At 73.2% G+C, this 13,482-nt stretch carries 12 protein-coding genes; 9 read left to right on the top strand and 3 right to left on the bottom strand.

The window, feature by feature from the left end; genetic code table 11:
• Nucleotides 1–30: 30 nt before the first annotated feature.
• Both CLT71_RS05210 and CLT71_RS05205 read right to left on the bottom strand, forming a co-directional pair.
• Entirely contained in the window at nt 31–1,161 is a 1,131-nt protein-coding gene (locus CLT71_RS05210) for an acetate kinase (RefSeq protein WP_486483065.1), read from the bottom strand.
• Nucleotides 1,162–1,230: 69 nt separating this feature from the next.
• A complete protein-coding gene (locus CLT71_RS05205) occupies nt 1,231–1,911 on the bottom strand; it encodes a CBS domain-containing protein (protein ID WP_101366099.1) in 681 nt (226 codons plus the stop codon).
• A 249-nt stretch (nt 1,912–2,160) separates the two neighbouring features.
• Here CLT71_RS05205 and CLT71_RS05200 point away from each other — a divergent pair, with 249 nt between their 5' ends.
• The gene (locus tag CLT71_RS05200; RefSeq protein ID WP_486483064.1) at nt 2,161–4,851 is read left to right on the top strand and encodes a bifunctional GNAT family N-acetyltransferase/acetate--CoA ligase family protein; all 2,691 of its coding nucleotides are present in this window, start codon (nt 2,161–2,163) and stop codon (nt 4,849–4,851) included.
• Between the two features lie 108 nt (nt 4,852–4,959).
• The gene (locus tag CLT71_RS05195) at nt 4,960–6,684 is read left to right on the top strand and encodes a GAF domain-containing protein (RefSeq protein WP_101366098.1); all 1,725 of its coding nucleotides are present in this window, start codon (nt 4,960–4,962) and stop codon (nt 6,682–6,684) included.
• Between the two features lie 58 nt (nt 6,685–6,742).
• Here the strand turns inward: CLT71_RS05195 and CLT71_RS05190 are convergent, their stop codons facing one another.
• Nucleotides 6,743–7,381: a response regulator transcription factor gene (locus CLT71_RS05190; protein WP_101371158.1), complete on the bottom strand. Its 639-nt coding sequence runs from the start codon at nt 7,379–7,381 to the stop codon at nt 6,743–6,745.
• 164 nt (nt 7,382–7,545) lie between these two features.
• Between CLT71_RS05190 and CLT71_RS05185 the strand changes: the two genes are divergently transcribed.
• From CLT71_RS05185 to CLT71_RS05150, 7 genes are all read left to right on the top strand, one after another.
• On the top strand, nt 7,546–8,574 hold the full coding sequence (locus CLT71_RS05185) for a nitroreductase family protein (protein ID WP_486483063.1): 1,029 nt from the start codon (nt 7,546–7,548) through the stop codon (nt 8,572–8,574).
• Between the two features lie 31 nt (nt 8,575–8,605).
• On the top strand, nt 8,606–9,595 hold the full coding sequence (locus tag CLT71_RS36905) for a nitroreductase family protein (protein ID WP_158242176.1): 990 nt from the start codon (nt 8,606–8,608) through the stop codon (nt 9,593–9,595).
• A 108-nt stretch (nt 9,596–9,703) separates the two neighbouring features.
• Nucleotides 9,704–10,276 carry a hypothetical protein gene (locus tag CLT71_RS05170; RefSeq protein ID WP_199187512.1) on the top strand — a complete coding sequence of 191 codons (573 nt, stop codon included), beginning with the start codon at nt 9,704–9,706 and terminating at the stop codon, nt 10,274–10,276.
• Nucleotides 10,277–10,476: 200 nt separating this feature from the next.
• Nucleotides 10,477–11,088 carry a dihydrofolate reductase family protein gene (locus CLT71_RS05165; RefSeq protein WP_101366095.1) on the top strand — a complete coding sequence of 204 codons (612 nt, stop codon included), beginning with the start codon at nt 10,477–10,479 and terminating at the stop codon, nt 11,086–11,088.
• Between the two features lie 192 nt (nt 11,089–11,280).
• Entirely contained in the window at nt 11,281–11,751 is a 471-nt protein-coding gene (locus CLT71_RS05160) for a DoxX family protein (protein WP_101366094.1), read from the top strand.
• A 133-nt stretch (nt 11,752–11,884) separates the two neighbouring features.
• Nucleotides 11,885–12,337, top strand: a complete 453-nt coding sequence (locus CLT71_RS05155; protein ID WP_101366093.1) for a YbhB/YbcL family Raf kinase inhibitor-like protein — start codon at nt 11,885–11,887, stop codon at nt 12,335–12,337.
• A 105-nt stretch (nt 12,338–12,442) separates the two neighbouring features.
• Nucleotides 12,443–13,429 (top strand): GNAT family N-acetyltransferase, encoded by a 987-nt coding sequence (locus tag CLT71_RS05150; RefSeq protein WP_101371156.1) that lies wholly within the window; start codon nt 12,443–12,445, stop codon nt 13,427–13,429.
• Nucleotides 13,430–13,482 lie beyond the last annotated feature (53 nt).

The raw sequence follows: 13,482 nt of genomic DNA, 5'->3' as shown, positions 1-13,482 counted from the left end.
GGTGACCGTGGCGGGCACCGGGTCCGGTCACTATCCTTTCAGGACGGTGGTGGCGATCTCCTCGGCGATCCCGCGTTCCTCGTCGGTCGGCATGACGCAGACGGCGACCCGGCCGGCGTCGGTCGAGACGACCCGGGCCGGTGCACCCGTGGCGTTGCGGCCCGGATCGACGACTATGCCCAGCGGCTCCAGCCCGGCCAGGGCCCGCTGCCGGATCACCGGACTGTTCTCGCCGACCCCGGCGGTGAAGACGACCGCGTCCAGGCGGCCGAGCACCGCGTGATAGGCCCCGACGTACTTGCGGATCCGGTAGCAGTAGCTGGAGACCGCGTCGACGGCCCGCTCGTCCCCACCCTCGGCGAGAGCCAGCACGCGGCGCATGTCGTTCTCCCCGCAGAGCCCCAGCAGCCCGCTGCCGTGCTGGTACAGCTCCTCGATCCGGTCCAGTGGCAATCCGGCCCGGACGAGTGCGAAGACGACGGCAGGGTCGATGTCACCGGTCCGGGTACCCATCACCAACCCCTCCAGCGGGGTCATCCCCATCGAGGTGTCGACGCTGCGTCCACCGGCCACGGCGGTCGCGCTGGCCCCGTTGCCGAGATGCAGCACGATCATGTTCAACTCGGTGAGCGGACGGCCGAGCAGTGCGGCGGTGGCGGTCGCCACGTACCTGACCGAGATGCCGTGGAAGCCGTACCGGCGGATGCCGTACCGGGCCGCCGTCTCGGCGTCCAGCGCGTAACCGCTCGCCTCCGCCGGCATCTCCGAGTGGAACGCGGTGTCGAAGACCGCCACCTGCGGTACCCCGGCCAGTGCCTGGCGGGCCGCCCGGATCCCGGCGACGGCGGGCGGGTTGTGCAGCGGGGCGAGCACCGAGAGTTCCTCGATCGCCGCCAACACGGCGTCGTCGACGAGGGTCGGCCGGTGGAACCGGGCACCGCCGTGCACCACCCGGTGACCGACCGCCACCGGCGTCGGGTGGTGCCGGGCCAGGTCGTCGAGCACCCGGGCCACCGCGCCGGCATGGTCGGCCTCCGGTACGCCGGGTTCGCCGATCCGCTGCACGGTGCCGCCGGCCAGCCGGACGCCGTCACGCAGCAGCGCGTACTTCAGCGACGACGAGCCGGCGTTGAGGGCCAGGATCGGACCGGATCGGGACACCTCAGGTCACCGCCCGGATGGATCCGAGCACGCCGGCCCGTCGTGGAGCCGGTTCCGGAAAGCGTCGAATCACGCGATCATGCCTGTCCCGATCACCTCGACGTCGTCGTAGGCGTACTCCAACCGGTCGGTCACCGCCACCACGCCCGGCACCGCGTACCCGAGCCGGACCGCGACCTGCGCGGTGCTGCGCCGGTCCACCCGGCCGTCCATCGCGACCACGCCGTCCCGGACGGCGACCCGGATCACGCCCTCCTCGATGGCGAGCACCCGGCGCAGCACGTCCTCGACCACCTCGGCCCGGATGTCGGCGTCCGGCCGCAGATAGACCTTGAGCAGGTCGGCGCGGGAGACGATGCCCTCCAGCCGGCCGGACCCGTCCACCACCGGCAACCGCTTCACCCGCTCACTGTCCATCAGCTTCGCCGCCGTCGCCAGCGCAGTGTCCCGGAGCACCGTGACCGGCGGTGCGGTCATCAGCTGCTCGGCGACCGAGGCGGTCGCGTGCGCCCGAACCACCCGCTGGTGGCGCCCGACGAAGAGCCGAGGCTCCGGCTGCCCGGAAAGCTCGACCTTGGCCAGCAGATCCGACTCCGAGACCACGCCCCGGACCCGGCCGGAGCCGTCCACCACCGGCACGCCGCTGATCCCGCGCCCGGTGAGCAGCTCGACGATCGCCCGGTACGGCGTCTGGACCCCGACGGTGACGACGTCGGTTGTCATCACGTCCTGCACCTGCCACTGTCTCATGACAACTCCTCCCACCGGCAGCCGGCGGTCCGGCGCCGGACGCGGGACGGCGGACACAGGCGTCCCGCGTCCCGTTCCGACGCTAGGACCGCCCGGACCGGACCGGACAGGGCCGACCGGCCCGCCGGCCAGGGCGCTCCGGCCCTGTCGTCACGAGCCGCGACCGGGTGTGCTGTTAGACAGACGACCAGCGAGGGTGAACACGTCGACCGCGCTGGGGGAGAACCGACTTGAAATGGGGTACCACAGGTGTTCGTGCAGGCCATACCCGGCGCCGACGCGCTCACCATCGACGGCGGAATCGTCCGGATCCGGGCGATCATGCCGCAGGACCGGGACCGGCTGATCGAGCTGTACCGGCGCAGCTCCCCGGAGAGCCTGCGGATGCGGTTCTTCGCCGTGCCGGGTGAGCGGACCATCGAAGCCGAGGTCGACCGGCTCTGCCGACCCGCGTCGCCGGCCGAGCACGGCGCCGTACTCGCCGAGACCGCAGGCCAGCTCGCCGGAGTCGCCTCCTACGAGGTGGGTGACGGTGGCACCGGGGCCGAGTTCGCCGTCTTCGTCGCCGACGGGCAGCGCGACCGGGGCATCGGCACGCTGCTGCTGGAGCACCTGCGGGCGGTGGCCGGCGCGGCCGGCGTGACCGAACTGCGCGGCGACGTCCTGCCGGCGAACGCCGCGATGCTCCAGGTCGCGGCCGGCCTGACCGGACACGCGGGTTCCCGGACCGAGGACGCGATCCTGGCCGTCGGCCTGCCCACCGAGGTCAGCGAGGCCGAACTCGGGGCCGCCGACGCCCGTGACCGGGTGGCGGCACGCGCCTCGCTGCGACCGCTGCTCGCACCCCGCTCGGTGGCGGTGGTCGGCGCCGGCCGTACCCCGGGCGGCATCGGGCACGAGACGCTGCGCAGCCTGCTGCGGTACGGCTTCACCGGGCCGGTGCACCCGGTCAACCCGAACGCCACCGAGGTCTGCGGGCTGCCGGCGTACCCGAGCCTGTCGGCGCTGCCCGAGCCGGTGGACCTGGCGGTCGTCGCGGTACCCGCCCCGGCGGTGGTCGACACGATCCGGGACGCCGCCGCCGCCGGAGTACGCGCGGCGGTGATCCTCACCTCCGGGCTCGGCGAGAGTGGTGCCGCCGGCCGGGAGGCGCAACGCGAGCTGGTGGAGATCGCCCGGGCGCACGGGATCCGGCTGGTCGGCCCGAACTGTGTCGGGGTGGTGAACACCGACCCCGAGGTCCGGCTCGCGGGAGCCTTCGCACCGGTGCTGCCGCCCGCCGGAGGGCTGGCGGTCGCCTCCCAGTCCGGCGCGGTAGGTATCGCGTTGCTTGAGCACGCCGAGCGGGCCGGCTGCGGGATCTCCAGCTTCGTCTCGCTCGGTAACAAGGCCGACGTGAGCGGTAACGACCTGATCGCGTACTGGTACGACGACCCGGCGACCAGGGCGGTAGCCCTCTACCTGGAGTCGTTCGGCAACCCCCGCCGGTTCGCCCGACTGGTCCGCGGGCTCGCCCGCCGCAAGCCGGTGCTGGCGGTCAAGAGTGGCCGCTCCGGTGCCGGGGCGCGGGCCGGTGCCTCGCACACCGCCGCCGCGGCGGCCCCGGACAGCACCGTCGACGCGCTCTTCGCCCAGGCCGGCGTGATCCGGCTGGAGACCCTCGGCGACCTGATGGACACCGCCCGGCTGCTCACCGACCAGCCGCTGCCGGCGGGCGACCGGCTCGCCGTGATCGGCAACGCCGGCGGGGTCAACGTGCTGGCCGCCGACGCCGCCGAGGGGGCCGGGCTGCGGGTTGCACCGCTTAGCCCGGCGCTGCGGGAGCGGCTGCGGGCCGTACTGCCCCCGCTGGCCGGTGACGACAACCCGCTCGACCTCGGCGCCGGGGCGAGCCCGGCCGCGCTTGCCGACGCGGTGCGGGTGGTCGCCGACAGCGGCGAGGTCGACTCGGTGCTGCTGGTGGTCGCGGCGACCCGGGCCAACGACGTGTCGGCGATGCTGGCCGCGGTCGCCCCCGTGCTGGACTCGGCGCCCGGCCTCACCGCCGCCGTCGTCGTGCTCGGCCTCGCCGAACCGCCGGCCACCGTCGGCGACCGTCGGGCCCCCGTCTTCGACCTGCCGGAACGGCCCGTCCGGGCGATCGGGCACGCCGCCTGGTACGCCGACTGGCTCCGGCAGCCGACCGGCGGCATCCCGGCGAGGACCGCGAGCGCGGGACAGGGCCGGGAACTGGTGCGGGAGACGCTCGCCACCGCTGCCGGCTGGCAGCCGTACGACCGGATCGCCGAGATCCTCGGCAGCTACGGCATCCCGGTGGTGCCGGCCCGCCGGGTGGGGACCGTCGAGGAGGCGGTCGCCGCCGCCGAGGAGTTCGGCTATCCGGTCGCGCTGAAGGCCGCCGATCCGGACCTCGTGCACAAGACCGACGTGGGCGGGGTCGCGCTGGGCCTCGGTGACCCGGAGCAGGTGCGGGCGGCGTACCCGCCAGTGGCCGGAGCCTCCGGACCGGACGGGCCGGTACTCGTGCAGCCGATGGCCCGGGGCCAGCTCGAACTGGTCGCCGGTGTGGTGCACGACCCACAGTTCGGCTCGCTGGTCATGATCGGGCTCGGCGGGGTGCACACCGACCTGCTCGGCGACCGGTCGCTGCGGCTGACCCCGGTGACCGATCTCGACGCCGGCCGGATGTGGCGGTCGTTGCGCGCCGCGCCCCTGCTCACCGGTTACCGGGGCGCCCCGCCGGTCGACACCGCGGCGGTGGAGGAGCTGCTCTGCCGGCTCGGCCAGCTCGCCGAGGACCTGCCGGAGGTGGCCGAACTCGACCTCAACCCGGTGCTTGTCGGCCCGGACGGGGTAGCGGTGGTCGATGCCAAGCTGCGGCTCGCACCGGTCGGCGCGGAGCCGCACCGCGTCCTGCGGCACCTGCGCGCCCCGGGGTGAGCCGCCTCGGCAACCGCGGACCCTCGGATGAGCCGGTGACCCGCGCGGTGGGGACGATCTGAAGATCGGGCCTGCCGCGCGGTTCCGGCCCTTGGATAACATCGCCGGATGACCGAGTCGAGGCCGCCCGCCGAATCGGGTTTTCCGACCCCGTCGCTGGGCATCACGCCGCTTTCCCGGGTACGCCTCGACGAGCTGCTCCAGGAGACGCTGGACCGGGTCGGCGAGGTGGTGACCAGCCGCGAGCGGCTACGCGCACTGCTGACCGCCGTGGTCGGGATCAGCACCGACCTCGACCTGCACAGCACCCTCGACCGGATCGTCGCCGCCGCGTGCCGGCTGGTCGACGCCCGCTACGCCGCCCTCGGCGTCATCGGCCCCGACCGGCTGCTCACGGAGTTCATCACGCACGGCATCGACCCGGAGACACACGCCCGGATCGGTGACCTGCCGCACGGCCGGGGGGTCCTCGGCCTGCTCATCGCCGACCCCCGGCCGGTGCGGATGCCGGACATCACCCAGCACCCGCAGTCGTACGGCTTCCCGCCGAACCACCCGCCGATGCACAGCTTCCTCGGTGTGCCGATCCGGATCCGCGACCAGGTCTTCGGCAACCTCTACCTGGCCGAGAAGCAGGGTGCGGCGGAGTTCACCGACGACGACGAGGAGATCGTGGTCGCCCTCGCCGCCGCCGCCGGGGTGATCATCGAGAACGCCCGCCTCTTCGCCATGGCGCACCGCCGGGAACGCTGGCTGGCCGCCGCCGCCGAGATCACCGGCGTGCTGCTCGGCGAGGTGCGCCGTACCGACGCGCTGCGGCTGATCGCCCGACGGGCCCGGGAGGTCGCCGAGGCGGACGTCGCGATGGTGCTGCTCTACGACGAGGGCGCCGGTGAGTTCACCGTCGAGGTCGCCGACGGTGGCCGGACGGCCGAGGACCTGGTCGGCGCGGTACTGGCCGCCGACGACACCGCCTTCGTCGAGCCGGTGACGCACCGGCGGCAGGCGGTGGCGGAGAGCCTGGCGAAGGCGGCACCCTGGCCGGTACCGGTCAGTTCCGGCCCGGGGCTGATCTCCCCGCTGATCGTCGGCGACGCGCTGCACGGCGTACTCGTCATCGGCTACCCGGCCGGGGAGCAGGCGGGTACCGACGTCGAGGGGACCCTGCTGGCGACCTTCGCCGGGCAGGCCGCGCTGGCCCTGGAGCGCGCCCGGGCGCAGGAGGAGCGGGAACTGCTGGTGGTCCTGGAGGACCGGGAGCGGATCGCCCGGGACCTGCACGACGTGGTGATCCAGCGGCTCTTCGCGATGGGACTCCAGTTGCAGACCGTGGCGCCGCTGGCCGCCCGGGCGGACGTACGGCAGCGGCTCAACGCCACCGTCGACGACCTCGACTCCACCATCCGGGACATCCGGCGGGCGATCTTCGAGCTGCGTACCCCGATGAGCGCGGCGCTGCGTACCGAGATCCGGGACCTGGTCGCCGGCACCGCCGAGGCGCTCGGATTCCGGCCTGGGCTGGAGATGATCGGCCCGGTGGACAGCGCCGTGCCGGACCAGATCCGTCCCGACCTGCTCGCGGTGCTCGGCGAGGCGCTCTCGAACACCGTCCGGCACGCCCGGGCGAGCCGGGTCACGGTCACCGTGGAGGTGCGCGACGGTGAACTGTGCGTGAGCGTCGCCGACGACGGGGTGGGTACGGACCCGGCACAGGCCCGGGGCGGCCTGGTCAACCTGCGCGAACGCGCCGAGCGCTACGACGGCAGCTTCGAGGTCGCCCGGACCGAGCCGACCGGTACCACCCTGCTGTGGCGGGTGCCGCTGCGCGACTGAGCGCGATGTTTGCCGCGTCGCCCCGGCACCGGGAGCAGATGCCTCCGCCGCGTCGGGGTCAGTGGCGTTCGCCGAGCAGCCGGGTGGCGAGCACCGCAGCCTGGGTGCGCCGTTCCAGACCGAGCTTGGCCAGCAGGCTGGAGACGTAGTTCTTCACGGTCTTCTCGGCCAGGAACATCTTGCCGGCGATCTCGCGGTTGGTCAGCCCCTCCGCGACGTACTCCAGGATCCGGCGCTCCTGCTCGGTAAGCGACTGGAACTCCCGAGGCTGTTCGACCCCGGTGCGGATCCTGTCGAGTACCCGGGCGGTGACCGCCGGGTCCAGCAGCGACTGGCCGGTGGCCACCCGGCGGACCGCGTCGACCAGGTCGGTGCCGCGGATCTGCTTCAGGACGTACCCGGCGGCGCCGGCCATGATCGCCGCGAAGAGTGCCTCGTCGTCCTCGTACGAGGTCAGGATCAGGCCCTTGATCGTGGAGTCGACGGCCCGGATGTCCCGGCACACGTCGATGCCGTTGCCGTCCGGCAACCGCGCGTCCAGGATCGCCACGTCCGGGCGGAGTGCCGGGATGCGGCGCGCCGCCTCCTGTGCCGAGCCGGACTCGCCGACCACCTCGATATCGCCGTCGCTCTGCAACAGCTCGGCAAGGCCGCGCCGTACCACCTCGTGGTCGTCGAGCAGGAAGACCCTAATCACCACTCCTTCCTACCCGGCGGACGCCGTGAGTGACAGGGCCGAAGGTCCTTAACCGCCGGGGGCGGAAGCGGGAACAGGGTCCCGGGGGCAGGGGACCTGCGGCCCTGCCGGCGCGCCCAGGTCGCGGCGCACGGTGGGGGAGAGCGCGAACGAGAGGAACTGCGATGAGCCCCAACCGGAGCGACGTGGTGACGTCCGCCGACGGAACAGCCGTACCCGCCGCCGAGGTCCGCGCCGCGTTCGCTGCGGCCGCCGGGTACGCGCTGCTGGCGCCCTCGGTCTTCAACACCCAGCCGTGGCGCTGGCGGATCGGCCCCAGCGCCGTACTGACGCTGCGGGCGGACCGCTCCCGGCAGGTGCACAGCGTCGACGAGGCACGACGGCTGCTGCTGGTCAGTTGCGGCGCCGCGCTGCACCACGCGCGGCTGGCGCTCGCCGTGGCCGGTTACCGCGCCGAGGTCGTGCGGTTCCCCGACGGTGCCGACCCGGACGTGCTGGCCAGGATCACGGTGACCGGGCGGCAGGAGCCGGATCCGGAGCTTTCCCGGCTGCACGCGGCCGGGGAGCGGCGCCGTACCGACCGTAGGGCCTTCGACGACCGCGTCGTGCCCGAGCCGACCCTGGGCCGGCTCCGCGAGTCCGTCGAGGCCGAGGGGGCATACCTGCATCTGGTCCGGGAGGACCAGATGCCGATGCTCTCCGTGGCGACCGCCAACGCGGCAGCCGCCGAACTCGACGATCCGGCGTACCGGGTCGAGTTGCGGCGCTGGACGAACCGCCCGGCGGGGAGCCGGGACGGCGTACCGGCCGCCTCGGCGGTCCACCCCGCTCCGCGCCGGGTGCCGATCCGGGAGCACGCGTTGGGTGGTACGCCCGGACTGGAGGCCGGTGGCGACCTGGACCGGGGCGCCGCCTACGTGATCCTGTTCGGCCGGAGCGACGCCGCTGGCGACCTGCTCACCGGCGGCGAGGCGCTCTCCGCCCTGTTGCTGACCGCCGTGGCGGAAGGGCTGGCCACGGCACCACTGAGCGACCCGATCGAGCTGGAATGGCCCCGCTGGCTGATGCGCAACCTGCTGGCCGAGGTCGGTGAGCCGTACGTGGTGGTCCGGCTGGGCTTCGTCGCCGACCCGAGCCCGCTGCCACCGGTGCTCCGGCGGGACCCGACCGACGTGATCGAGTACGCCGACTGAGGTCGGGTGGCACGGGCGAGGAGGAAGCAGGATGAGTCCGACGGACTACACACGCAGGGAACTGGACCTGGCTGTCGCCGCCGCTGCCCAGGCACCCGCGCCGGAGCGGAGCCAGCCGTGGCTGCGGCTGCACGACGGCGCCATCGACGTGCTGGTCACTCGACCCAGGGCGAGCGCACCCGGTGACCATGCCGGCTGGGCGGCGCGGATCGGCGGTGGGGCCGGGCTGTTCAACGTACGGCTGGCGTTGCGTTGGCTCGGGCGGCCCGCGCTCGTCCGGCTGCGTCCGTACCGTGACGAGCCGGATCTGCTGGCGCGGCTGCACCCCGGGCCGGCGCAGCCAGCCGATCCCATCGAGCGGGAGCTGTTCGCGGCGATGCCGTACTGCCGGGTCGACGCCGGACCGGTCGAACCGACGCCGGTACCGCCGGAGGTCCGGCGCCGGCTGATCGACGCCGCCCGGAGTGAACATGGCTGGCTGGAACTGATCGTCGGCCATGCCGCCGTGGCCGCGTTCACCGAGATCGAGGCGAGTGCCGGCCGGGTGCTGGACCGTGCTCGAACCGATACGGTCCGCTGGCGCAGCAGCGAGCCACCGGGCGACCTGCCTGGCGATCTGTCTGGTGATCTGACGGGCGAGGTCCCGGGTGACATCCCGGGCGGTTGGAACGGTCGATCCGGGGCGGGCGCGGGGCTGGGTCGGTCGGGCGCGGAGCCGGGCCAGGCGGGCGGGGAGCCGGGTCAGGAGCCGATGGTCGCCGTGTTGGGCGGTCCGGCGGACGGCCCTGGTGACCAGGTGCGGGCCGGGCAGGCGTTGCAGCGGGTCCTGCTGACCGCCGCGTCCGCCGGGCTGACGACCTGCCTACATACCCAGGTGATCGCGGTACCGGCCGCCCGCGAGCAGCTCCGGCTGGCGCTCGGGCGGTTCGGCAGACCGCAGATGGTGTTGCGGATCGGACACCGGCCGGTGCACAGGGTGCCGGTGGCGGTGGCGGCCCCGAACCGGACGGCCTGGGATTAAGGGTCCAAGGTCCCGGCGACGAACGGCCCGTCGGCCCTGCCCCTCCCGATGGTCGAGGGCGTCGAATAGAGGTAGCCGCGAGGGACAGCGCGGAAGACACGAGAGGACGTGACGACGATGACGGCGACCAGCAACCAGCCCGTCGCCCGCCAGACCGCTGCGGCGGCCAACCCGGTGGGTGCGGAGACCGGCGCCCAGCGGGCGGCCCGGTACGTTTTCGCCGGCATCCGGCTGGCCCTGGGCTGGATCTTCCTGTGGGCGTTCCTGGACAAGTTGTTCGGCTTCGGCTTCGCGACCGAGAGCAAGGCCGCCTGGGTCAACGGCGGCAGCCCCACCAAGGGCTTCCTGGCCTTCGGCGCGGAAGGACCGTTCAAGGGGTTCTACCAGGGCATCGCCGGCGCGGCCTGGGCCGACGCGCTGTTCATGGTCGGTCTGCTCGCCATCGGCGTCGCCCTGCTGGCCGGGATCGGCCTCCGGGTCGCCGCGGTGGCCGGCGGTCTGCTCTACGTGCTGATGTGGACGGTCGTGCTGCCTCCCGCGAACAACCCCTTCCTGGACGACCACCTGGTCAACGCCGCGCTGCTGGCCGGCCTGGCCCTGGTCAACGCCGGTGACACCTGGGGACTCGGCCGGGCCTGGGGGCGACTGCCGATCGTGCAGCAGCAGCCCTGGCTCAAGTGACACCAGCTCACCCCGCGGCGGGCATCACCTTCGGGTGGTGCCCGCCGCACTTTCGTACGGGTACGCCTCCTTGCCTGGCTGGCGGGGCCTGGCCAGCCAGGCTGCCCAGCAGCCGACAATATTTTTGTTCTTGACATATTGAGCTGTCGGTGTGAAGGTTGTCGGCAGGAGCAAGAGTGCGGACGGAGAGGACACCGACAATGCGCAGGCTGGTCGTGAGCACATTCCTGACCCTCGACGGGGTCATGCAGGCCCCGGGCGGCCCGGGCGAGGACGAGGACAACGGCTTCGCCCACGGTGGCTGGATGGTCAACTACTGGGACGACCAGGTGGCCGAGGCCATGACGGAACTGATGGACAAGCCGTTCGACCTCGTACTCGGGCGCAGGACCTACGACATCTTCGCCTCGTACTGGCCGCACGCCACCGAGGAGGAGGGTGCGGGGCCGCTCAACCGCGCCACCAAGTACGTCGCCTCCCGAGGCCGCCCGACGCTGAGCTGGGACAGGTCCGTGCTGATCGAGGGCGATCCGGCCGAGGGTGTCGCGGCACTCAAGCGGGAGGACGGACCCGAGTTGCAGGTGCACGGCAGCGGCGACCTGATCCAGACGCTGTTGCGGCACAACCTGGTCGACGAGTTCCGGCTCCTGGTCTTTCCGGTCGTCCTCGGCTCCGGCAAGCGGCTGTTCGCCGACGGCACAGTCCCGGCCGGGCTGAAGCTGGTGCGGAGCACCGTCTCGTCGAACGGGGTGGTGATCGGCAGGTACGAGCCGGCCGGCGAGGTCGTCGTCGGTTCGTTCGGGTCGGAGTGACCGGCAGGACTCACCGGTCGGGCCAGCTGTCCGGCCGTTGACTGACGCACGGGGGATGCACCGGCCGCTGCACGCTTCGAGCGGTCGGTGCGGGGAGGTGGCTGGCCGCCTCCCGGCGGTGGCCTACCCGGTGTGCCGGCGCACTATCCGGGTAGGCGGGCCCGGAAGCGGTACCGGCAGAGGGAGCGACCAATGAACCTGTCCCATCTTCCGCTGCGCGTCGCGATCGGCGCGTTCGTCCTGAACTCGGGCGTCTCCAAGTGGAATCTCGAGGGGGAGGGGGCGGCGGGCATGCACGGGATGGCATCCGGGGCGATCCCGCCGGTCAAGAAGGTCCCGCCGGACCAGTTCGCCCGGCTGCTGGCCGGCACCGAGGTGGCGCTCGGCGCCGCCCTGCTCCTTCCGGTCATCCCGTCCGCGCTGGTCGGGCTCGGCCTGCTCGGCTTCGGCGGCGGCCTGATGCGGCTCTACTGGGCCACGCCCGGCATGCACGAGCCCGGCAATCCCCGGCCGACCCAGCAGGGCGTGGCGATCGCCAAGGACAGTTGGCTGGTCGGGGCCGGTCTCACCCTGCTCCTCGACGACCTGCTCGGCCGGGCGGCCGGCAAGCGGCGCGGAGTGGGTCGACAGATTGCACGCCGGTGCGGCAGGCGTCGCGGCTGACCGCGCGACGGGTCGGGCCGGCGGCTGTTTCGCCCGGCCCACCCCGGGTAGGCCCGGAAGAAGACGATCGGCACCACCGGCGTCGTCACCCGGTGGCGTCCGGAAAAGTCCCGAAGCGGAGGAGGGCGACGCCATGGCCGGGATCATGATGCGCAGCCGCGCCTTCAACGACCACGACCGACTGCCGGACCGGTTCTCCCGGGACGGCGGCAACATCTCGCCACCGCTGGAGTGGTCCGTCGTGCCGGAGGAGGCGACCGAACTCGTCCTGCTGGTCGAGGACCGGGACGCCGGACGTACGCCGTTCCTGCACTGGCTGGTGACCGGGATCGAGGCCGCCTCCGGCGGTGTCGAGGAGGGCCAGACCCCGCCCGGCGGCCGGGCCTGGCGCAACGACTTCGGCACGGCCGGCTGGGGCGGCCCGCATCCGCCGGCTGACGACGACCCGCACCGGTACTTCTTCCGGCTCTACGCGGTGAACCGGCCGCTGGAACTGCCCGGCTCGCCACAGGTGTCGGACGTGCACGCCGCGGTGCGGAAACTGGAACTGGCCAGCGGCAACATGGTCGGCACCTTCGCCCGCTGACCGTCGGACGCCCGGCCAACCGCTCGGGTAGGCCGATCAGGCCGTGCCCGCTGACCGTCGGAAAACCGGCGGCGGTGCACCGGCGGCCGGGGTTGAATGCTCGACATGCCCCTGCCGCCCGGCTGGTCGGTGCGCCGGCCCCGCCTCGCCGACGTACCGGCGATCCTGGCCGTCGTGCACGCCAGCGACATCGCCGCGCTCGGCCATCCCGACTTCAGCGCCGACGACGTACGCGAGGTGTTGACCGCACCCGACCTCGACCCCGAGCGGGACAGTTGGCTCGCCATCGACCCGGAGGGCGAGGTGCGCGGCTGGTCCTATCTGGAGGATTCCCACCGGGGTCCACGGGCGACGGTCGAGGTCTACGTGCACCCGGAGCGAGGGCTGCCGGCCCAAATGCCGCTGCTGGAGATGCAACTTGCCCGCGCCGCCGAGCGCGCCGTCGAGTTCGGCCTCGCCGCGATGACGGTACGGGTGGTCGCGCTGCCCACCGAGGAACGCTGGATCGGGGTACTCCGGGACGCCGGCTTCGGGTTCGTCAAGCGGTACGCCCGGATGCGCCGGTCGCTGGCCGGGGTGGCCGCCGAGCCGCCGCCCCCACCCCCGGGTGTGCTGGTCCGGCCGGTCCGGTCCACCGACGACGCCGAGCTGCGCACCTTCCACCGGATCCTCGACTCGGCCTTCCGGGACACCCCTGACCACCAGCCGACCAGCTATGAGCAGTGGCGGGCTCAGGTGGCTGCCCTGCCCAGCGTCGCCTGGGACGAGTGGTTCGTCGCCGAGCTGGCCGGTGCGCCGGTCGGCGTCCTCCAGTCCGCCGACCAGGCCCTCGACCAGAACGAGGGCTGGGTGAAACAGCTGGCGGTGCTGCGGGAACACCGGCGGCGGGGCGTCGGGGCGGCGCTGCTCGCCCGGGCCTTCGCCTGCTACGCCGGCAAGGGCCGGGAGTACGCCGGGCTCGGCGTCGACCTGGCCAACCCGATCGGGCCGGTCCGGCTCTACCGGTCGGTGGGGATGACAGTGCTCTACGAGGGGGTCGTCTTCGAGCGGACCGTCCCGGCCAACGGGAAGTCGCTGCCAGCGGGAAGTTGACGCCAGCGGGAGGTTGATGCCGGCGGGAGGTTGATGCCGGCGGGGGATGGTCG

This window comes from Plantactinospora sp. CNZ320 (assembly GCF_002846275.1).
This window is presented reverse-complemented; position numbering and strand designations above follow the sequence as displayed.